The 22,670-nt window shown below is 61.0% G+C and carries 10 protein-coding genes; all 10 read right to left on the minus strand.

Features of this window, described 5'->3' with window-relative positions:
* Nucleotides 1-81 precede the first annotated feature (81 nt).
* Nucleotides 82-4,278, minus strand: a complete 4,197-nt coding sequence (locus BM235_RS03155; protein ID WP_090109124.1) for an Ig-like domain-containing protein — start codon at nucleotides 4,276-4,278, stop codon at nucleotides 82-84.
* Between the two features lie 239 nt (nucleotides 4,279-4,517).
* Nucleotides 4,518-5,513 carry a DUF4432 family protein gene (locus BM235_RS03160; RefSeq protein WP_090109126.1) on the minus strand — a complete coding sequence of 332 codons (996 nt, stop codon included), beginning with the start codon at nucleotides 5,511-5,513 and terminating at the stop codon, nucleotides 4,518-4,520.
* 98 nt (nucleotides 5,514-5,611) lie between these two features.
* Complete coding sequence (locus tag BM235_RS03165; RefSeq protein ID WP_090109128.1) at nucleotides 5,612-7,192, minus strand: extracellular solute-binding protein; 1,581 nt, start codon at nucleotides 7,190-7,192, stop codon at nucleotides 5,612-5,614.
* 58 nt (nucleotides 7,193-7,250) lie between these two features.
* On the minus strand, nucleotides 7,251-8,198 hold the full coding sequence (locus tag BM235_RS03170; protein ID WP_090109130.1) for a carbohydrate ABC transporter permease: 948 nt from the start codon (nucleotides 8,196-8,198) through the stop codon (nucleotides 7,251-7,253).
* Between the two features lie 38 nt (nucleotides 8,199-8,236).
* Nucleotides 8,237-9,148, minus strand: coding sequence for an ABC transporter permease (locus BM235_RS03175; protein WP_177244178.1), 912 nt, complete (start codon nucleotides 9,146-9,148; stop codon nucleotides 8,237-8,239).
* 378 nt (nucleotides 9,149-9,526) lie between these two features.
* On the minus strand, nucleotides 9,527-11,824 hold the full coding sequence (locus tag BM235_RS03180; protein WP_090109132.1) for a helix-turn-helix domain-containing protein: 2,298 nt from the start codon (nucleotides 11,822-11,824) through the stop codon (nucleotides 9,527-9,529).
* A gap of 179 nt (nucleotides 11,825-12,003) precedes the next feature.
* Complete coding sequence (locus BM235_RS03185) at nucleotides 12,004-12,453, minus strand: CBO0543 family protein (RefSeq protein ID WP_090109134.1); 450 nt, start codon at nucleotides 12,451-12,453, stop codon at nucleotides 12,004-12,006.
* Between the two features lie 26 nt (nucleotides 12,454-12,479).
* Complete coding sequence (locus BM235_RS03190) at nucleotides 12,480-12,938, minus strand: hypothetical protein (RefSeq protein WP_090109145.1); 459 nt, start codon at nucleotides 12,936-12,938, stop codon at nucleotides 12,480-12,482.
* Nucleotides 12,938-13,726, minus strand: coding sequence for a hypothetical protein (locus tag BM235_RS03195; RefSeq protein ID WP_090109147.1), 789 nt, complete (start codon nucleotides 13,724-13,726; stop codon nucleotides 12,938-12,940). Before BM235_RS03195 ends, BM235_RS03190 begins: the two co-directional genes overlap by 1 nt.
* Before the next feature lie 155 nt (nucleotides 13,727-13,881).
* Nucleotides 13,882-22,509 carry a glycosyl hydrolase gene (locus BM235_RS03200; protein WP_143106623.1) on the minus strand — a complete coding sequence of 2,876 codons (8,628 nt, stop codon included), beginning with the start codon at nucleotides 22,507-22,509 and terminating at the stop codon, nucleotides 13,882-13,884.
* Between the last annotated feature and the right edge of the window lie 161 nt (nucleotides 22,510-22,670).

Raw genomic sequence — 22,670 nt, forward strand, 5'->3', positions numbered from 1 at the left:
CGTCGGCGGCATGCTGGCTCCGTTGCGAATAGGTTCCCGCGCGTGCGTCTTGGGACGCAGACGCGACGGATCGTCGCTGCCTTATAAGTTCGGCATGACCGTCACGTCGTCCACGAGCAGCTGCACGGGCGTCGCGCCCGCTCCTTTTACCGAGAATCCGATGCCGCCGGCCGCCAACGAAGCGTCGGTGAACGTCGTCGCCGTCACGCCGTCGATCGACAGCTTGAACGCACTGCCGTCAACCTTAAGCTCATACGCATGATGCACCGCCATATCGAAGCCCGGAATAACGTTGCCGATATCGATCGTCGTCCCCACCTGAACCGGCGTCGAGGAGCCCGCATATTTCCACAACTCGACGGTATCCGTATTTTTGAACTCCATGAAATAATAGTTCGTGCTCGAGGAATACCGGAACAACGCCCGGAACCGGTCGGACTCGGCGCCGAAGGACATCGTATAATTCTGCGCGCTGTATGGAAGGACGGACGTCTTGGTCACCGCCCGTTGGGGACCGGTCGACGTCGTCGTGCCCTTCAGCACGGCTGCCTGCCCGGTGCCCTGGATCTCCCACGCCGTGCTGCCGAATAGATCCCAGTTGCCGAGGCCTCCGGCAAAGGTGTCCTGGAACAACGGCTCGGCGTTAACGGTGACTGTGGCCGTAGCGGTAAAGGATCCGTCCTCGGTCGTCGCTGTGATACCGGCCGTGCCCGGCGCGATGCCCGTCACCGTGCCGCTTTCGCCGACCGCGGCGATGGACGGGGAGCTCGAGCTCCACAGCACCTTCTTGTTCGATGCGTTCGCGGGCGACACGACCGCGGTCAGCACTGCGGTTTTCCCGGCGCCTACAGTCAGCGTCGAAGCGCTGAGCGCCACGCCGGAGACGGGCACCTGCGCGTTCGGATCGCTGGCAGTAACCGTCCAGCTGCCGAAGTCGTACGTCAGCCTTTCGTTGCCCTCGGTCGCCGTAAACGTCGTGCCGCCGCGTTCCTGCTGCAGCCAAGGCGTATCGAACAACTTGAACGACGCATAATCGATCGGCTGTCCGTTGATCTTGTGCGTCCCGGCATAGGCGCCGGAGGCCAGGTCGAAGGTGATGTCCATCGTGTCGCCGCTCAAATTCGTATAAACGAGGCGCGGATTGTTCTCGTCGATATGCGAGCTGTCGACCGTCGTGCCCGTCAGTACGGCATTTTTAAATGCCGCGAAGTCGGCATATTCGGAGAGTCCCGCCGTCTCCAGCACCCAGCCGTTTTTGTCAGCCTGGCTGCGCAGGATGTTGTAGCTGTAGGACAGCTGCGCGGTCGGATGGAGCTGCGTCGTCGTCTTGACCTTGTTGGACGGATCGGTCGGCGACTGCGCGTACCAGGCGTACGGCTTGATCATTTTAAAGGCGAAATACATCTGCCCCGTCTTGCTGAACACCCATCCGCCCTGCTCTTCCTTCGCGAGTATCGAGCCCGTATCCGGGAACATGGCGTTCAGGTAGTTGTCGGTCCCGCCCGGTCCGCTAAGCGACTTGTAGACGCCCACCGCCGTCTTGCCGTCCTGCATGATCCGGTGGTTCTCGATCTGGTCGTAGTTGCCGATCGGACTGTTGCCTTGGTCGGCGTTAATCCGGAACAGGCTGTCCGGCTTGTCGGACTGCCAGCGCAGCACCGACTGCATGTTCTCGATCCAATTGTCGACCCGGTTATACGTCACCTCGGTGGCGAGTCCCCAGGTCGGCTTCACGTAAGCCTGGCGGTATACGTTCATGCTGCGCCCGCTGGAATTTTGCAGGTTCGTTTTGCGGGACTCGTAATCCTTGTCGGTCTTCTGTCCGATCCGAACCGCCATCGCGGGCGGCGTATAGCTCATCGATGGCGCGAGGACCATTCCGACGTATTCCAGGAACGGCCGATAGGCTGCCGGCACGCCCGCGTCCGTATCGCCGAATCCCTGCTGGGCGCGGTGCGCGCCAAAATACATCCAGGACAGCAGCGTATGGTCCGCGCCTCTCCAAGTCGGGTCGTTGGCGGAGGTGGCGTCTCCCTTGGACCGGCTCGTGCTGGAGATGAAGTTGCCGTCGATCCAGTCGTTCGCCCATTCGAACCACATGACGTCCATCGCCATCTTGACCTTTTGCTTAAAGTCGGGTTCGTCCGAATACTGATAGAGCGCATTCAGGCAAAAGTACGTCATGAACGTGTATTCCGGACTCTCGTATTCCGCCCAGCCGCCGCGGACCGCCGCGTCGAGCATCTCCTCGATGTTGGCCCGGTTCGCGCTTTTCAGCGCGGCGCCGGACGCGCCGTTCAGGTCGACGACGTCGGGCAGCAGCTGTCCGACCAGATATCCCGCCGTATAGTTGCTCATCCGCAGGTTCTCGGTCTGCGGCAGCTTGGCGTATGCATAACCCGCGAAGTAGCTTTTCACGTGGCTGATCATCGCGCTGTCCATCTTGTCTCCGGCGAGCAGGTACGCGTACATTTTGCTGACCGTCTTGTACTGCTCCCAGTCGTAAGTCTGGAACATCGTGTCCAGCTTCTGAAGGTTGACGGAGACGTTCTGATTGTCCACGAGCTGCGCCGCGATCTGCGCGATGTTGGGCACGCCGCCCATCTCGGACATCGACTTGGTCTTGTTCCAGAGCCACTGCTTGCGCGTCTCGAGCGTGCCCGGGAACGGCGCGTAGTTGCTGTCCGCCGGCGGAACATCGCCCGCCGCGACATGATCGAACTTCGTCGTGCTGAGCCTGTTGGCGTCGTGGCTCGTCAGCGCCAGGCCGATGTATACCGTCTCGGGCAGGTTGACGGCCTCTCGCTTGACGAGATTCCAGGCGATGCCGTCGGACGACTCATATCCGCTGATGATATTGCCGACGCGCGTCAGCTTCACCCAATAAGGCGCCGGCGACTTGCTGCCGGACGTCAGCACCGTGGCGCCTCCCTGCGTCAGGCGATCCTCGAAAATCGCCCCGTTCGTCGGCGATACCGCCATCAAGGCATGCGGAGACTGGCTCGATATGCCGCCTCTGATCATGACGCCCGCCTTGGTCCAGGCGACGGTGTTCGTCATTTCGCCCACGCGCGCCACGATCTGGCCGTCTCCCGTCCAGGTCCGGTACACGAAATGGAACGCGTCGTCCGTCCCCCAGATGTCTGCCCCCGAGGCCTTTACCGTAAACGATTCGTCCGCCGCCGCGTAGCTCGCGCTGCCCAACACGTTGACGGTGCCGACATCCCGGTCTCCGAACGGCTCCGGCAATCCCGACGCCGAAGGGTCCGTCGTTACCGCCAGCGCGGCGCTCGGCGCCGACAGGTTGCCGGCCGCGTCCCTCGCCTTGACCGTGTATTGATAGGTCTTGTTCGGCGTCAGGCCGACGACGCTGTAGCTCGTCGCGGTTCCGGCCGCAGCGCCTGCGAGTAGGCCGTCCTGATAAACGTCGTAGCGGTTCACGCCGACGTTGTCCGTCGAAGCCGTCCACGAGAGGTTCACGCTCGTATCGGTCTTGGCCGACGCGGTCAGGCCGGTGGGCGCCGTCGGCGCTTCCGTATCCGCGGCCGCATCGTGCGTCGCCTCGTACACCGCCAGATCGTCGACGACGATCGCTTCGTCCGTGCCGCCCGTATTGACTCGGACGCCGAAGGCGATCTTGAGCGAGCTGACAAGCCGCTGCCCGCCGTTCGGCACGATCTGAAATCGATAGGAAGAGATATCGTGATCGTTGATCGTCTTCAATTCGTTCGGCGTCGTATTGAGATACGCCGCCGTTCCCGTGATCGTTTGCTTATCGGGCACGGGGAACCGGGGGACCAGGACGTTGTCGTAATTGCCGAATTGCAGCTGGCTGTAGATGTCCGCATTGACCGGCTTATCGCTCGCCGCGCTGCGCAGGAGCCGGTATTCGTATACGAACTCGACCGGCTCCGTCCCGGTCGGCAGCGAGTAGATCGCGTTTATCCGGGATAGGAGCGCTCCGCTCGACAGTTGATAATAAAAGTAGCTGCCGGCGTTCGAGCCCAGCGAAGCATCGCGGAACTCGATTGCATTGTTTCCGTTCACCTGCACCGCGGACTGCGAAGTTCCCGCTATGTTCGCATCGTACACAAACGGGCTGACGCCGCCGTCGAATCCGGTGTCCATATCCTGTTTCAGCCAATTGACCAGTACCTCATCGCCGCTTGCCGCAGCCCTGTCGGCTGCCGGCCAATAGCCGAGCGCCAACGCGCAGAGCAGCAGGCAGCAGAGGGCTTTTTGGGCTAGGGCGAATCTGTTGTTCGTAATCATGCTCATTTTCGGTTAACCTCCTCATGAATGGGTGCTACCGATTGCTAGAGAAAGCGCTTACGATTGTTGCCGGCGGAGCGCATTGGCTCCGTGGCGGCGGGCTGGCGAGGCGTGACTTGCGAGCCGCCGCCGAGGCGCATAGCGGAAGAAAGTTCCGCTATGTAGGGCTTGCGAGCCGCCGGCGGGGCGCTTAGCGGAAGAAACTTCCGCTATGCGATCCTTCCCTACCGCCGCCACAGCACTCGCTAAGGCTGCTCCACGCGCACATTTAGCCAAAACCGTCGCTCCTCCTGCGGTGCCAGCGAGATGCAGTTGCCGTGGAGCATGCAATCCCCGATATCCGAGTGCCATGATGTCGACGGTTCAAGCGCCACCGTGTACAGATCGTCGTCGTTATTCGACCAGTACCGCAGACAGGGGAATGCGAGATGATCCCACTCCAGCAGCAGCTTCACGTTCAGCGCCGGCTGATAGATGCCCGCGAGGCCTTCCTCGAGGTTTTTCAGCGGCATGTAGCAGGCTTCCCCGTCCGGCACGGGCGGGTCCACCGACCGCAGATCCTTTTTGCTCCCGCTTGGCAAACGAACCGCATCCACCGCTTCTTCAAAGCTCGCGGCAGGCGTTGTTTCCCGTTCGCGCTCATACTGCAGCACGTTAAACGCGCGGCTGCCCTTCGGAAGCAAGATCTCGGCCCCCTCGCCCACCAGCGGGCTGCCGAATGCCGGATGATGCGTCCATATAAAATGAACGTCATCCCGCCCGACGTTGACGACGCGCTCGGCGATGCGCAGCATGCATTCGCCGGCGGCCAGGGAGATCGTTTTTTCCACGGCCAGCGGCGTGTACGGAAGCGTCAGCCTGCAGCGCAGCGTCACGCGCGAACCCCCTTCATCCTCGACGGCGTAGTCCCAAGGCATGCCTGCCGACTCGCCCTCCCGGTCCCTCCCGACTTCCTGCCGTCCGCCGTCGAAGGAAGCCCGGTTCGGCAGAATTTCCTGCCATCCGCCCGGATAGCCCTCGGCATAATGCTCAAGTCTTTTTTCCCTCAAATCCCTCCCTTCGCAGAGCGACAAGCCCGTTCGCGTCTTCATCAAAAGCTGCAAATTCAGCGGCTTGTAAGTCAGCTCCCAAATATCGGTGCCCTTGCCAACCAGGACTACGGCGCTCAGCCATTCGTTCTCCAGCCTCACCCCCTCGATGCCGTTTACCGCGACGACCGCCGCCGCGCAGGGACCTCCCATGCGGTTGTGCCTCCTTGGAGTCGATCTCCTCTGTTCAAATGCGGAGGGCATCCGGTGCGAGCCGCTGCCGAATGCCCCGCTATCGCATGCCCTGATCCTTACTTCTTCTGCGCCAGGAAAGCGTCGATCTGTTTTTGCAGCTCGACCTGGATCTTTTTGGCGTTGGCCGCGCCTTCCTTCTTCAGCGAAGCCCACGTCGTGTCCGGGTCGGTGACGCCGTCGAACAGCGAGTTGTAGTATTTGGCCTCCGTCGCGTTGTAGAGCGAGATCTCGTTCATGACCGGGGTCGGATCGAACGAGAAGCCGGTGAGGATGCTCGGCGTGAGATTGGCGGCGTCCTTGTTGAACTGGTAGTGCTTGATCGTCTCCTCGTCGAAGCCGGCGTTCAGACGGTCGGTCGTCGGATTCCAGACCCAGGCGTACGGGAAGTACGAGTAGTCGGTGCCGATCTGCTTGTACTGGTCGTCGCCGACCGCTTCGTAGTTTTTGCCTTCGATGCCGTAGGCGAGCAGGTCGTAATTTTCCTTCTGCGCGGTCCAGTTAAGGAACATCATGGCGCGTTCTTTATTTTTGCTGACCTTCGGGATCGCCTGGAAGTTCGCCTGCTTGAAGTTGGTGATGTTCGCGCCCTTCTCCATCTTGACGAAGGTGACCGCCTCCAGTTCAGCTCCGGGGACGTTCTTGGCGAGCGCCGTGTTCAGGCTCGACGGCACGCCGAATTCGTTGTATACGGCTGCGCCGACCTTGCCGGAGTTGATGACCGAATCGATGTCCTTGAGCGCCAGCACGTCCGGATGGATCAGACCTTCCGTATACAGCTTCCGGGCGTCCTTTACCCAGGACCAGATCGTAGGCTCCATTTCGTCGAACAGGTTGTAGACTTTGCCGTCGTTGTTCTTGTAGTAGAGCACGAGGCTCTGCCCGAGCGCGTCGGAACGGATGAACTGCGGGTACTCCATGTATTCTCGGAATGCGCCCCAGGCCTGGTCCGTCGAGGCGCCCTGGCCGTAAGCGAGCAGCGGGATGACGTCCTTTTCGTTTTCCTTGACCTTATAAGCGAATTGGATCAGTTCGTCGTAGGTTTTGATCGGCTGCAGGCCGTACTTCTCCCGCAGGTCCTTGCGGACGAGATAAGTTCGGCCGGCCAGATGCGTGTTGCCGAGCGGCAGGCCGTAGATCTTGCCCTGGAACTTGTTGGCGTCGAACATCTGCTGCGAGCGAACCTTGATCGCGTCCTGCCCGTACTGCTGCAGCAGATCGTCCATCGGTTCGTAATAGCCCGCGCTGATCATCTGCTCCATGTGCAGCCACGGCGCGTCGAAGATCAGGTCGACGTCCTCGCCGGATGCGAGCATGACCTGCGTCTTCTGCGCAAGATCCGACCAAGGCACGAACACCAGGTCGAGTTTGACGTTAATATTGTCGGCCATGCGATTCTCGGCTTCCTTAATGACGGCGTCCATGTCCGCAGGCCGGTCGCCCGGCATCACGATCTTGAGCGTCACCGGATCGAGCTTTGTCGCCTTGCTTCCTTCGGAGGCGGAAGAGGCGGGGGAGGAGGACGAAGCGTTTCCGGCGTTGCCCGCGTCCGAGTCGTTCGATTTGGAGCTGCAGCCGGCGACCGTCGCCGCGAAGACCGAGGCGATCATGAGCGCGGTCAGGCTTTTTCTGTTTCTCATTCTGTGACCTCCTAGAGTGGTTGTGATCTATTCTCAACCGGATGTCTCCGAGTCAAGACTACCCTTTCAGTGCGCCGATTGTAATGCCTTTGACGAAATATCGCTGAATAAACGGATACAGCAGGAAAATGGGGCCTATCGTGACGCATACGGTCGCCAGTTGGACGCTGTAGGTCGGCAAAGGCTGCCCGTAGTTCGTCTGGCTGCCGCCGACGTACGCGCCGATGTTGATGTTGGAGATAAGCTGGCGGATCATGATCTGCAGCGGATGGAGCTTGTAATCGTCGATGAACAGGAGCGCCAGGAAAAAGTCGTTCCAGTACTGCAGCGCGTAAAACAAGCCCACGGTCGCGATGACCGGCTTCGAGATCGGCAGGATGATGCCGAAGAAGATCCGCAGATCGTTGGCGCCGTCCACCGTCGCGGCTTCGTTGATCTCGTAGGGCAGCGTCCGGAAAAACGACACCATGATGAAGGCGAAGAAGGGGTTGAGCAGGTACGGCAGTATGAGCGCCCAGAGCGTATCTTTCAGATGGAGCCAGTTGGCGATCAGGATATAGAAGCCGACCAGCCCTGCGCCGAAAATCATCGTGAAGTAAGTCAGGAACGACAGCACGCTGCGGTACTTCACCTTCGGATGCGCGAGCACGTAGGCGTACATCGCCGTAATCAGTACGGCCAGGACGGTGCCGGCCACCGTGACGGTCGTCGAGACCAGGTAGCTGCTGGCCACCTGCTTGCCGCGGAACAGGAACTCGTAAGCGCCTGTGGAGAAAATCTTGGGGATCAGCTGGTAGCCATGCCGCTTGATCGCAGACTCGTCGGCGAACGAATTGATCGCCACGATCCAGAAGGGCAGCAGACAGACGATCGCGAACAGTCCGGTGAAGGCGTAGATGAAGCCTACGAACGCCCTTTCCGACGGGGAGCGGTCCGCCTTGATCTTCGTGGCCTTGCCGGCCCGGCCGAGCTTGCCGGATTGCGCTTGGGTGATAGAGCTTTCCATGCGTGGTTGCCGCCTTTCGATTTGGAAAAATTCAGAGTCTAAAATAAGCTGGAGTCTTTGTCGATTCGTCTGGCGATGGCGTTGAAGATCACGATCGTCACGAGCCCCATTACCGACTGGTACATGATGATGGCCGAGGACTTGCTGAAGTCGCCGAGCTGCCGCAGCGCCCGGTACGAATAGGTGTCGATGACGTCCGTCGTCGGGTACAGCGGCGCCGTATCGCCGACGATGCCGTAGATCATCCCGAAGTCGCCGTAGAAAATCCGTCCGACGCCGAGCAGCGCCAGCACGATCAGCACGTTGCGGATGAGCGGAATGGTGATATGGATAATCTGCTGGAACCTCGTCGCTCCGTCGATCTTGGCGCTCTCGTAATATTCGCCCGAGATGCCCGTGATCGCCGCGAGGAAAATAATCGAGTAGTAGCCCGCGAATTTCCACACATAGATGAACGTCAGCACGCCCGGCCAGATGCCCGGCTTCAGGTACCAGTTCTGCGGATCCATCCCGTTGTCGATCAGCAGGCGGTTCAGAATGCCGTCCGTCGTATTCAGGAAGGCGAACGTCATCATGCTGACGACCAGCCACGAGATGAAGTATGGCAGGAAGATGAGCGACTGCGCGATCTTCTTGTAGAGCCGGCTGTGGATCTCGTTCAGGAAAATCGCCAGGAGCAGCGCGATCCCGAGGCCGCAGACGATGAACAGCCCGTTCAGGAACACCGTGTTGAACGTTACCTTATACCAGTCGCTGCTCATGAAGAAAAACTTGAAATTGTCGAAGCCGACCCACTCGCTCCCCCATAGTCCGTCGGCGAGCCTGTATTTTTTGAACGCGATCAGGTGGCCCGCCATGGGTACGTAGGCGAACACGATCAGGAACAACAGACCGGGCAGCGCGAGCACGTATAAATATTTGTTGCGTACGATTTCTCTCACGATCGGCACTTGGAACACCGTCTCCTCTCTTGCTGGCTGCGTTGTAATGGCGATGACCCAAGCTTAGGGGCTGCCGGAGCGGTCTGTATAGTTCTGAATGAGGAAACCGGGCGGAAGCTGCGTTCTGGATGCGGAAAAAGCCCGCGGCAGCGCGGGTTCGTCAAGGTACTGAATCCGGAAATCGGGTTCGCAAACGGGAAATCGGACGGATAAATCGGGCTGAAACCTTCACCCGCCGACCGCCCCATCCTCCGAATCGTCTTTCTTCGTGCAGGCGATCGGCCCCGCAGCCGAACCAATCGCCCCGAACGTAAAAACCGCTCCCCAAGTCATCCACGTGACTTGAAGAGCGGCCTCGCCTTGCTTCTATCGGTTTGCGTCCAGCCCTTATCCCCCCGCCGTGTCCCTATACTGGCTCGGCGTGAGCCCCGTCGCTTTCTTGAAGATCGTGAAGAAATGGCTCTTCGTCTGGAAGCCGGCGCGCTCCCCGATGTCCGTGACCGTCCAGTCCGTCGTCGCCAGCAGCTCCTTGACCTTGGCGATGCGCTCCTGCAGGATGTATTCGGACAACGTCACGTCGAGCGACTCCTTGAACAGCTGCCTCACGTGCCGGGAGGAGAGCGAGACATGCTCGGCGATCTCCTCGATGGTGAGCATCGGATCGTGCAGGTGGTTGCGCACGTAGTCCACGATATCCGTCACGATCTCGTCTCGCCGGCTCGCTCCCTTTTTGCTGCTAAGCTCCTCGATGATGACGAGCAGCTCGCGCTCGAGCCACGCCCGCACGCCCGCCAGCGTATCGAACGATTCGAGGATGCTCTCGATCCCCTCGATCGACGCCACCGACGGCAGCTTGTTGAACGCCTTGAACAGCGTGTACAGCATGAGCGACAGCTGAATCTTGCTCTGCGCGTAATGCATCGTCTGCATATGGGCGAACAAGCGGTCGAGCCCCGCCGCGGCTTCGTCCGGCTTGCCCATCCGCACGCTTTTGATCAGCTCGTCGAGCAGCTGGTCGTCCGGCAGGGGCTGCACGCTGCGCATATAATTTTCAAAATCCCGTTCCAGATAAATCTTGTCTTCGCCCGATACGAACTTGAGCATCGTCAGCTCGAGAATGTGCTGATACGCCGCCCGGATATCGTCGCCGAACGCCCGCGCCTCGCTGACGGCAACCGTTACCCGGATCTGCGTCCACCGGTCGATCTGCGACTTGGCTTCTTCGAGCAGTCCCGGCAAGCGCCCCGCCGACGACTCTTCTCCCGGGACCGAGAGCAGCAGGACGACATGGTCGCTCCCCAGGTCCACCGCCTCGGCGCCCCCGTTCCGCCGCAGGATCTCCTCCGCGATGTTGCCCATCGCGTACTTCATCAGCTTGCGCGAAGCAAACTCGTACTTCTCCTTGAACGCGCTGTACCCGTCGATGCGGATCGCGCCGATGTAGAGGTTCCCGTACGCGAACAGTCCCGAGTGCTCCCGCAAATACTGCTCGACAGGCGGAATCAGTTTGCCCTGCAGGATCCACTGGCGCAGGTATTCCGTCTTGATGACGTCCCGATGCTCCCGCATCGAAGAGTCGAGCTCCACCATCCGGCTCTCCAGCATCTCGATGCCGTACCGGATCACGCTGTGCTCGGCCATCGGCCCCTCGGCATGCCCGCGCTGCAGCGACGGCCCGAGCTTGGTCTCCAGCTGGCTCGCCAATTGGGAGAACGGCTTGTAGGTCCGCCTGGAATTCCAGAACAGAATGACGAGGAGCAGCGCCACCAGCCCCGCCAGAACGACCATCAGCTTGGTACGGAACGCGTAAAAGTCCGCGTTGATCCCCTCCAGCTTGGCCATCTGGTACAGGGTCCAGCCCTGCGGCTCGATCCGGGCATACTGCACGGACCAAGACTCCTGCTCGTAGCGCTGCTTGAAGCTGCCGGAGCCGCCGGCAGCGCGCGAAGCGAGCTCCTTGTACAGCCCCTCTCCCGAACTTCCCGCCGCGACGGCGCCGCTCTCGCTTTCCGCCGGCTTCTCGTCCGGACCGAGCATCAGCTGCCCTGTCTCGTCGAGCATAAAGGAGATGAATCCGGCGCCTTTATTTTCCTTGAGCAAATATTGCTTCACCAGCGCGTCGTCGAGCAGCAGCACTAAATACCCGTAAGAGGGCTGTCCGGAAGGCACGGTCGGAATCATCAGGGCGAGCGAGCGTTCCCCGTTCGCGCGATGGACGAAGAAGCGCTGGTAAGCTTTAGCCGGCGCTTTGGCAAGCTGCAATATATCTTGGTCCTGAAACTCTGCGAACGAAGTAATGCCGTACGCGATGTCGATCACGTGCTCGGTGCGCATATTGAGCAGGTACGCGTTTTTCAGAAAAGGCTCGGTCGTCCTGTACTTGGCCGCAGCGGCGATCGCTTCGATCTCGCGGTCCTGCGTCTCGGCATCGGCCGTCATCCACGCTTGCACGCTCTTGTCGGCGTACATGGTGAAGCCGTAAGAGATCATTTTGTCGAGGATGAACTCGGCGTTGTCCCGGGAATGCGCGAGCTCCGTCTTGTTCACCTTGTCGATCTGGTTCAACGCGTAGATGGAAAATTGCCGGGTCATGAAAAACACGACGGGTACGGAGACGAGGACGAAAAGCAGGCACGAGCCCAGGAAAATCCGGATATGCGTCCTTCTCGGCATCAGCCTCTTCATCGCCGTCAGTCACCTCGCGCGTTGGAAAATTATTATTACAAATAGACCAATGTTCTTTTAGAACATTATCGCATGAAAAATAAACATTACAATCCCCCTCTTAAAGTCGTCATTCCCACGCAAAAATAAAAGACTTCGCTCCGCGTATATCGGAGGAAGTCTTTTGCTCACGATCGCTGTCAGCCTTCACTGCGAATGAAACGCAGATGCCACCGCAGGAACAGCAAGCCGATTACGTAAACCACAAGCGAATAGTACAGCGACCAGCCTTTATATACCAGATACCCCGTCCTGAGCGACAGCCATTCGAACAAGAGGGCCAAGGCGACGACGAGGATCAGGTATCCGATGAACCGTTTGACGCCCGAGGGCATAAAGTTCAGGGCCAGCACGCCGGCGGTAGGCGGAAGCGAGATCTGCAAGATCAGATCCGAAGCCGAGACGTCGGGATTGATAAAGTCGTACTGGTCGAGCACCAGTCCAAAAAACAGATCGGTATAGATCGTCAAGGCGATCATGACAAAATACGTGATGTAGATTTCCCTCTTCGTGAGCCGCCTGGGCGAAAAGATCAGCGCGGCAATGGCAACGACGGCGCTGGCGTAGGCAAACCAATTTCCGGCATGCATGGGACCACCTCCGGTTCCGATGTCGATTATTTCGTTTTGGCCAATCCGAGCGCCTTGTGGTCCCATAAGATATCGGCCACGATCGCCGCCTTCTCCTCGTGGCAGGTAACGACCAGGATGACGTCCCCGCGTTTGCCCTTGAGGAGCGCGGACCGATTTTTTCGTCTCGTCATCAGATAGAGAAGCCCATTGATCGCGATACCTAACGCGAACCCGGTCCCCGCCCCGATGAGTCCCCAGATCACCGGTCCCCAGGCCCAGACGAATCCCTTGCTTGCGCCGACCGTGGCGAACATGAAGGCCAAAATCATGCCTTTGTCGATAAAGGACATGCCGTCCGCACGGTGCATGCTGTCCATGATGCGCGGCTCTTCCTTGCGGAGATCCAGCGGCACAGCGTATATGGACGATACGCCATGCGCCTCCAGCTCCGTAATGGCAATCTCGAGCAGGGTCGTGTAATCGAACGTCGCGAAAATCTGCATCAGTCCACTTTGCTCCCGATCGTTAATGTGACGCCTGGCGGCTGATAGCTTCGAACAAGATGGCTTCTTAAAGCATGGTCGAACAGCTTGTTGTTCTCTACGGTGCTCACATAAGCATCGTACAGGCTAAAAAAGTAAAAGGAAGGGAAATACAGCAGCCACTGGGCGTCCACGGCCTTCGCGGACGAACCGATGTCGCCTAGAATAAGGTAGTGTATGGCGAGAATGATACGGGATTCGTACACGAGCACGATGGTACTCAGCAGGATAAAGGTCGCCAATACGATACGATGAAGATAAAGCTGCCCGATGCTCGGGATGCCCATCGACCAGATCACGGATATCCAGGGCTTGCGTTTGTCGAGATAATTCACCTCGAGCGCTCCGATGGTGAATTCGCTGAACCTCGCATTTTCTCTGTGCGCCAGCACTTGTACTTTGTTCAGATCCACAGTCGTCCGATAGCTGTCCCAGATCGCAAATAAATAAACGGGGATGTACAGCGACATGAACCGGGGGTCCAAAACGTCCCTGGCTGCTTGGAACTTGCCGTTAAACGAATAAATGATGGCTAGGTTCAGGTGGATTTTCTGATTGATGAAAATCTCCCACAAAACCAGCAGGTATCCCCGGATGTATTTGTTCAGCAGCAGATGGCCGAAGCCCGGGAACGCCATCGACCAGCAACCGATCGTATAAGGATTGCGTTTGTGAATTAACGTCGTTCCGAACATGCTGACGAAGGCGAGGTAGCGCCTGGCGCGATAGGGCTCGGAAAAATTGTTCATTGAATCACCCCGAAGTCTATGTCCGACATTAAGCGAAAGACGCGATTCGCCGTGACCGCGCGATTGTAGATTGTCCCTCGGCAGGATGAATTATCCGCGGCAAAAAAAAGCGCGCCGGCTCCTTGAGAGGAGCCCGACTCGCCTTTTTCGTTCAATTAGCGTTGGAGCAGCTTATAAATGACGTTCGCCGCTTGCGCGCGGGTCGTCTCGCCCTTCGGAGAGAACGTGCCGTCTTTGAAACCGTTGATCAGGCCGGCGTCCGCCAGCTGACCGACCGCTTCGCGCGCATAGTCCGCGATCGAAGCCTGATCCTTGAAGGCAGCGGCCGCTTGCGAAGCGCCCCGCTGGCCTGCCAACGAGATCGCCCTGGACAGCATCGCGGCCATGTCCTCGCGCGTGATCGTGTCGTTCGCGCCGAAGGTACCGTCCGCGCGGCCCTTGGCGATTCCGAGCTTGGACCCCGTCGCGACCGCGCCGTAATACCAGGCGTCCGTCGCCACGTCTCCGAACGAAGCCGTCGCCTGCGGATCGGACAGTTCGAGCGCTTCAAGCAGCAGCTTCAGGAACTCGGCTCGCGTCACCGCACGGCTAGGCTCGAACTTGCCGCCGCCAGTGCCGTTCGCGATCTCCCGCGCCGCCAGCGCCTCGATCGCTTCCTGCGCCCAAGCCGCCTGCGACAGGTCGGCGAAGCTCACATCGGCATAGCCGACCGCATAGCGGCTGAAGTGCCGCGGCTCGAACGAGATCTTGCCCGCCGACGAACCTACGGCCGTCCGCTTAACCGGCTGCAGCTTGCCGTCGTCGGCAACGTAGTAGACGACCAGCTTGTGCGCCTTCTCGCCGGCCTGCAGCTTGTAGTCCAGCGTTATGCTTACCGCGCCGCTAGTACCGAAGTCCGCCGGCTTCGCGCCGTCGACGGTCAGGCCGAGATCGTAGACCGGACGGTCGCCGATCCTGCTCTTCGCGTCCGCCGGCAGCGTTGCGCCGTCCGCCTTCGCGATCGTGAGCGTCAGCAGCTTCGCGTTCGCTCCGATTAGCCCCGCGTCCGTGCGCACGACGATCGTCGCGCCGCCCGCGGTGACCGCGATCTCGCCGACGCCGCCAGCCGCGGCCGCGCTCAAGATGTCCTGCAGCGGCAGGTTCACCGTCGCCGTGCCGGTTAAGGACGCGTCGCCCGTATCGATCGCGACCTGCAGCCTGCCGTCCTTGGAGCCGGCCACCGCTTTTTTCACGTCCGCTGCGTTTAAGCTTACGGCCACGTTGCCCTGCGCGTCCGGCGTCGCCTTCACGGCGATTGCGCCATCGGATACGACGGCCATGCCGTTCGTGCCGCTAGCCGGAGGCGTCACGGTGCCCGGGTTGCCCGGATCGGGATTGCCCGTCCCCGGATCGACCGGCGGCTCCCCGGTATTGTCCCGCGTCGCGAAGCGCGGCAGTCCGTCGATGCCGATGCTGTTCTGATAGAAGGCCGCCATCGCTTCCTTCGTGTTGTAGTTCCAGGTACGGATGCCCCACGGCATCGCCAGCGTCCAGTCCGGCTGGGCCGCCTGCTCGGCCTGCGTCGGGAAGACGAACGTCTCGCCGATGATCATCGGCTTGCCGTCGGCTTGCGCGATGCGCTTCGCCTGCTCGTAGTGTCGCGTCGCATAACCTTCCGTATCGTAGAAGTCCACGGACAAGATGTCGTAGTAATCCTTGCCCGGATTGAAGCTGTTCCAGTCGTTCGCGTCGTACTCGGCGAGCCCGCCGTCAAGCCCTTCGTACCGGTCGAACTTGGCGTCGCCGTCGGCATAGCCGTAATCGTCCGGCAGGTCCTGGATATTCCACACCCAGATGATGTTCGAAAGTCCTTTATCCTGTTCCATATAATCGTGGAACATCCGGTACAGCGCCGCGCTGCCTTCAGGTCCCGGTCGTCCGCCCCACCAGAAGACGTGCTGGTTCATCTCGTGGAACGGCCGCAGCATGACGGTTACGCCAGCGTCCTCGAGCTGCTGCAGGAATTTCGCGTATTCGTCCATGCGAAGCTTCCAGTTCTTGTTGAGCTCGGTGCCGTCCGTGAGCAGTTCCTTCCATTGATCGTTGTAAAGGAAGCTGTAAATACGGTTCGGACTCGGCAGCGTCTCCTGCGCCGTGTCTCCGCCCCAGTTGCCTTCCGCTTCCTGGGCGACCGTATATTGCGGCGGCGAGACGTGGAACATGATCTGCACGAGGCTGCCGTTCGCCCATTGGCGCTTGATCTCGTCGATCATGTTCTGCCGGTACGGCACCGTGCCTCCCGTAAGGAAGTCTGCGCTGTACAGCGCCGGATACACGCCGAATTCGTTGGCCACGCGCTGATGCAGCACGTCGTTCGCGGCCGGATTCGAGTAGGACTGGTCGTGATGCATCGCGGACAGCATGCCGTGTCCGGCGAGCTGCTTCAGGTAGTCGACCACGTCGACCGCCGCAGGCAGATGGCTGACCGTGACGCTCAGCTGCGCGTTGACGTCGATCGTGAACGTCGTGCCGTCCTGGTACAGCTTCACTTGCTTCAACGCGACATTCGTATGCCCTTCCTTCAGGAAGTCGCCCTTCGGCACGAAGCGATCGAAGTTCGGCAGCACCGCCGCGTCCGAGGATACGTAATTCGCCTGCACGATCTTCGCGCCCCCAGGCAGCGTCGCGCTCGCGTTCAGCAGCGAGATCAGGTTGCCGACGCCGTCGGCCTGAAGTTCCGTTTTCGCAAACGAGATCTCGGGCAGCACCGGCTTTTCGCCGAACACCAGCTGAATTTCATCCAAAGTGACCGTGCCTCCCGTAGCGCTCCCTACCTTGTTCACATAGAGCGCGAACGAAGCGACGCCCTTCGTGTTCAACGTGCCGCTGCCTTCCTTGCGCTTGAACTCGCCGATCGGGATGACGAGATGCTGCGGCGCGGTCGACGTCTTGTCGAAGCCCGCCACGTTGTTCAGATGCGCCTCGTACGAGGCGCCGTCCGACAGCTGCAGCAGGATGTCCTGCCCCTTGCCGTCCGTCTGCACCCGCAGCTCGACCGCCTCGAGTCCCGGCCAGTAGCCGTTCACCGTGCGCGAGCGGCCGGAGTAGCCGTTCGTCAGGTCGTAATCGAACTTCATCGCGCTGCCCAGGCCTTCGCCGAACGGCGACGGGACGAGCGTCAGCGTATTTTGTCCGCCGTTCGTATTGCGTCCGTAGACGCCGGAGAGCTGCGCGCTGTCCGCATAAGTCGAGAAGTCGTCGAGCGCGACCTTGTACTTGTCGGGGTCGATAGGACCGCCGCCGCCCAGCGATTGCTCGAACAGCCAGTCGAACGGCTTCGCATCGTACTTGGCGTCGATGCCGTTGTCCAGCACCGGCACCCACGATTGGTGCCCGTCGTACGTAATGCCGTCCTGCACGACGCCCGTGAATTCGGTGTAGCGCACGTTGCCGCCCAGCGCGGTCAGCGCTTCGCTCGCAGTGCGGCTGTTCGACACGTTGATCGTCGTGTCGTTCGCGCTGTGGAAGAGCCAGATCGGCACGCCCTTCACCTTTTCGTAATCGGCCGTCGTCAGGTTCAGATTGCCCGGCACGGTCGTCGTGCTGGCGATCGCGATCGCAGCCGCATACAGCTTAGGCTCCTGCAGCAGCAGCTTCCACGTACGGGTGCCGCCCGCCGAAGCGCCGACGATGTACACGCGCGTCGGATCGATCTGGCTGTCGTCCGCGAGCAGCTTCTTCACGAGCGCGGTGACGCCGTCCACGATGTCGTCCGGCGCGCCGTGCGCCGCGCTGAACTGCGGCGCCAGCACGTACATGCCGCCGTATGCGGCCTGTGCGGCCGGATCCGCGAACGCGGTCGCGCCCTTGCTCGATAGCATCGGCAGAAGGCCTTCGCCGCCCCGCTCTCCATTGCCGTGCAGCCAGAGCACGAGCGGATATTTTTCATCCGCCTGCTTATTCTTCGGCACGAAAAGATTGTACGCATGGTCGCCGTTCGCGTCCGTATACGTGCCCTGCTCGAAATCGTCGACGATCAGGTTCGTCCGCTTGCCCAGGACGTAATTCGCGCCGAGCGGCAGACGCAAACCGATCGCGCTCTTCTGCTTGACGGCGTAACCCAGGCTAAGCAGCGTCGTTTGACGCGCCGCGCCGTCCCAGGAGGTCGTGGCCGCTTCAGCCAGGTCCTTGCCCGTCTTGAACTCGAGCACGACATAACGTCCCGCGGACGTACCCGCGCCGTCGATTTTGCCCGTGTCGTTGACATAGGCGTTCGTGATCGTGCGAAGTCCCTCGTAGGCCACCGCGCCCGTGCCCGTCGTGTTGCGGACGCCGACCTCGAACGTGCTCTTGGAAATGTCCGCCGCGTTCACCTTGGCGCCCATGTCAATGACGACGCCTTTGACGTTCTGGCCCCAATCGTAAACTTCGGTGACCAGATCGTAGTTGTAGGACTGCGTTTCCACGCCGCTTCCCCCTTTGAGCGTGGAGGCGAATACCGGCGTATCCAGCAGTGACACCGTATTTTTGTAAAACGTGCGCAGCGCGTCGTCGGTGTTGTACACCCACGCGTCGTCCGCCCAAGGCATCATCATCGCGTAGTCCTTGTACTTCGCCAGCCCCGCGGCGTCGAGCAGCTTGAAGCTCTCGCCGATGCCGATCGGCTTCGGACCGTCCGCTCCGCCGGCGTCCGCCGCGAACTGCTTCATCTGGGCGTAGTAGTCGTCGCCCTTGCTGCCGAGACCGTTCGTGTAAGCGTCCAGCGTCAGGATGTTCCAGTACTCGTTGCCCGGATTGTAGTCCTGCCAGTTCATCCGGTTGTCGAAGTCCTGCACGTTCCACATCCAGATCATATTGTCCAGACCCTTGTCGTTCACCAGATAGTCCTTGGTCAGGCGGTAGAGCGCAGCCGTATTCTGCGGCACGCCGGCCCACCAGAAGGCATGCTGGTTCATCTCGTGGAAAGGACGGACCATCGGCACGACGCCTGCGTCCTCCAGCTGCTGCAGGTACTTGGCGTACTCGTCCAGACGCAGCTTCCAGTTTTTGTTGAGGTCGCCGCCGTCGGTGAGCAGGCTCTCCCACTGCTCCGCCGTCAGGTCGGTCTGCACCGCGTTCGCGCTGCCGGACCAGTCCGCGCCCTGCTTTTCCTGCTCGACCGTCATCGTCGCTGACGGGACGTGGAACATGATGTTGATCAGCGCGCCGTCGTTCCACTGGCGGATCGCCTCGTCGATCATCTTCTGCCGGTTCGCGACGTCGTCCTTGAGGAACAGGAAGTCCCCGCTCCAGATCGCCGGCGTGACGCCGGTCGTCTCCATGATGCGGTCCGTCGTGATGCGCGGCCGCTCGTTCGGCTCCTTGTTATGCATCGCCGACAAAGTTCCGTTGCCGGTAAGCGCCTTGAGGTACGCCAGTACGTTCACCGGCTCTGCTAGCGCGCCGACGTCGATCTTCACCGTGCGGTTCACGTCGAGATAGTACTGCTTGTTGCCTGCGTACACGGTCACCTGCTTGATCGTGACCTCGACCGTACCGGTCTTGCGGAAGATTCCCTTCGAAGAGAATAATCCCTTGTTCTTCAGAATCTCGTCGTCGCTGCTGTCGTACAGCACTTGGAAAAGGTACGGCGCGGCGCCCGTCGTCCCCGCGCCCAGCGCGGCGATCGAGGTGTTCGCCTTCAGCAGCTTCATGAGCGTGTCGCCGCCCGTCGCCTGCCAGGCGTCGCTCGCGAAGTCGATGCGGAAGCTCGGCGCTTCCTTGGCCGGCGCCAGCTTGGAATACGAGACGCCGTCGATCAGCAGCGTGCCGCTTCGGTTCTCGCCGCCGAGCTTCTTGACGTAGAAGCCGAGGCCGATCAGCTTGGACGGATCGAAGGTCGTGCCGGCCGTTAGCGGCTTGAACGCCTCGATCGGAATCTCCAGATACTGCGGCGTCTTGGCGGTGGCGCTGTAGCTGCGCAGGTCGAGCAGATCGAACTCGAACCAGCGGTCCGGCTGCCCGGAAGCCAGGCGGATCAGCACGGTCTGTCCGCTGTTGCCGTTGCCCTGGAACCACAGCTTGATCGTCTTGGCGCCCCTGATGTCGAGATCGAGCGTGCGGGAAGTTCCCGTGTAGCCGTCCGGCCCGTTCGTGTTATACGTCAGCGCGAGCGCCTGCTTGCCGCTGCCGCCGAGCGGCGAGGCTTGGAGCGCGACGGAATTGGTGCCTCCCGTGACGTCTCTTGCGTAGGCGGCTGCCAGCGCCGCGCTGTCCGCATAGCCCTCGAAGTCGTCGATGGCGACCGTGCCGACGCGGCGCGTCTGGAAGGCCGGCGTATCGGCGATCGTCAGATTCGACTGATAGAACGTCTTGATTTTTTCCGCCGAGTTGTAGTCGAACGTATCGCCCGCCCACGGCATCGCGAACACCCAGTTCGGCTGCGCCGCGAGCTCCGCCTGCGTCGGCAGCACCCAGCATTCGCCGATCGCCATCGGCTTGTCGCCTGCGATGGAGACGGCCTGGTCGTAGTTGGCCTGCGTGTAACCCTTGGCGTCGTAGACGTCCAGCGCGAACACGTCCCAGTAGTCATCGCCCGGGTTGAAGGAGGACCAGTCCGCGGCGTCGTAGCCGTAGCTGTCGCCGTAGTTTGCGGGCAGGTCCTGCACGTCCCACACCCAGATCAGATTGTCCAGTCCCTTGACGTCGACGAGGTAGTCGTGCGTCAGTCGGTACAACGCCTTGGTATGCTCCGGATTGCCGGCCCACCAGAATACGTGCTGGTTCATCTCGTGGAAAGGACGGAACATCGCGGTGACGCCCGCCTGCTTGAGCTGGATCAGGTACCGGTAATATTCGTCGAGACGCTTCTTCCAGTTCTCGTTCAGCTCGCCGCCGTCGGTCAGCAGGCTGTCCCACTGCGCTTCGCTGAGGTAAGCCTGTACGCCGTTCTGGTCGGCCGTCGCCGTGCGGTCGTCCCACTTGGCGCCTTGCTTCTCCTGCTCGACCGTGCGGGTCGGCGGCGCGACGTGCAGCATGATGTTGACGAGCGAGCCGTCGTTCCACTGGCGGATCGCCTCGTCTATCATCGTTTGCCGCGCGTTGACGTCGCGCGCCTGGTAGAGGAAGTCGCCGCTCCAGATCGCCGGCGTCACGCCCGTCGCGGCGAGCAGCCGGTCGGTCGTTTCGCGCGGGTTCGTGTTCGGCTCCTTGTTGTGCATCGCCGTCAGCACGCCTTGGCCGCGAAGTCCCTTCAGGTAATCGAGCACGTCGACCGAAGGCGCGAGATTCGACACCGCGATGTTCAGCTCGCCGGCGACCGCGATTTCCTTGACCGCTCCGTTAATCTCGGCCTGCACGGACTGCAGCTTCACGCGCACCGTGCCTGCTTGGCGGAAAAGGCCTTTGTAGACGTAGCCGTTCACGTTGGCCAGAATCTCGGGTTTATTGCTCTCGTACTTGACGCCGACGATTCGTCCGCCGTCGGACACGGTCGCATTGACGTTCAGCACCGACAGCAGGTTGTCGCTGCCTTGGGCGATCAGGCTCGTCTCGTCGAACTTGACCTCGCCGCCGCCCGCCTGTTCGGAGCCGCTGGGCACGAAGCGGACGACGTTGTCCAGCGTGAGGCTCGAAGAGGCCGCGATGCCCGCGCCCGTCTTGTTGACGTAGAGCGCGATGCCCTTCATCTGGTCATGCGCGAGCGTCATGCCGTTCGACTTCGGCGCGAACATCGAGAGCGGGATAACGAGGTGTTGCGTCGCGGTCGATGCGGGATCGAAGCCGGGCACGCTCGCGAGGTGGGCCTCCATCGAGGAGCTCGCGCCGCTCGTCATCTGAAGCAAGATGTCCTGGCCGAGCCCGTCGCCCGTGAAATCGAGCGCGATGGCGCCGGTGCCGGTCCAGTCCTGGCCCGCCAGCGACTTGACCGCGCCGGTGTAGCCCTTGCTGTTGAAGGACGCGGCGTCGTAGGCAAACGTCATCGCCTTGCCCGCGCCTTGGGCCGTCAGCGTGCGCGCGTTGGTGCCGCCGTTGGCGTTGGGCGCCCACGCCGCGGCGAGCGCGGCGTCGTCTGCGTAGCCGTCGAAGCTGTCGACGGCGAGCGGCTTGGCGAAGATCAGCTTCGCTTCGTCGAGCGTGACGCTGCCCTGGCCCGAGCCGCCCATGTACATGGCGAAGGAGATGACGTTATCCGTGCTCGGGATCGGCGCGGCGCCGCCCTTCGCTACGAACTCCGCGAGCGGGATGACCAGATGCTGCGGCGCGGTGCTGTTCGCATCGAAGCCGGCATGCTTCTTCAGGTCGGCCTCGTACGAGCTGCCCGGCCACGCGTCGCCGATGTTGAGCTGCAGGATCGGGTTCGGGATCGGCGTATCCGCCTGCACCGTCAGCTCGATCGCGGCCAGCCCCGGCCACGCGCCGTTCTGCGGCAGCGCGCTGCCGATATCGCGGCGCAGGATGACGCCGTTGTAGCCTTGCGCGAGATCGTAGTTGAATTGAAGCGCCTTGCCGTATTCGGCGCCGAGCGGGGAATCAGGGAAAGTGACGGAGCCGGACGCGCCCGGATTGCGGCTGTACTTGGCAGCGTCGGCGGCGTCGAAGTTGTCGAGGACGACTTTAAATTCGGGGCCAAGCAATCCCAGATTGCTCTGCGTGTAGGTCGCGGCGGTCACGGAGAGCGCAGTCGCGGAAGCGCCGCCCGCATCCGCCTGGCCCTCCGCTCCTGTCGCGGCGCCGGCCGTCAACGGATTGGCGAATAAAGGGATGATCATCATGACTGATAGCAGCATTGCCAATCCTGAGCGAAGTCTCTTTTTTCTTGGCAATTCTTTTACCTCCTAGTAGTAGAGAAAATAAGTACGGCTTGGAGTCTTGCGCGGTTGGGGTCATATTTCGAATGCCGCTTCACGCCTTTGCTCCGAGAGTCTGCCGCTATCCTGCAAAAGTACCTCATAGAACGAGGACAAACGTCTGACAGAGCGGCTAT

Origin of the sequence: Cohnella sp. OV330, from assembly GCF_900112065.1 — a bacterium.
Lineage (GTDB): Bacteria > Bacillota > Bacilli > Paenibacillales > Paenibacillaceae > Cohnella.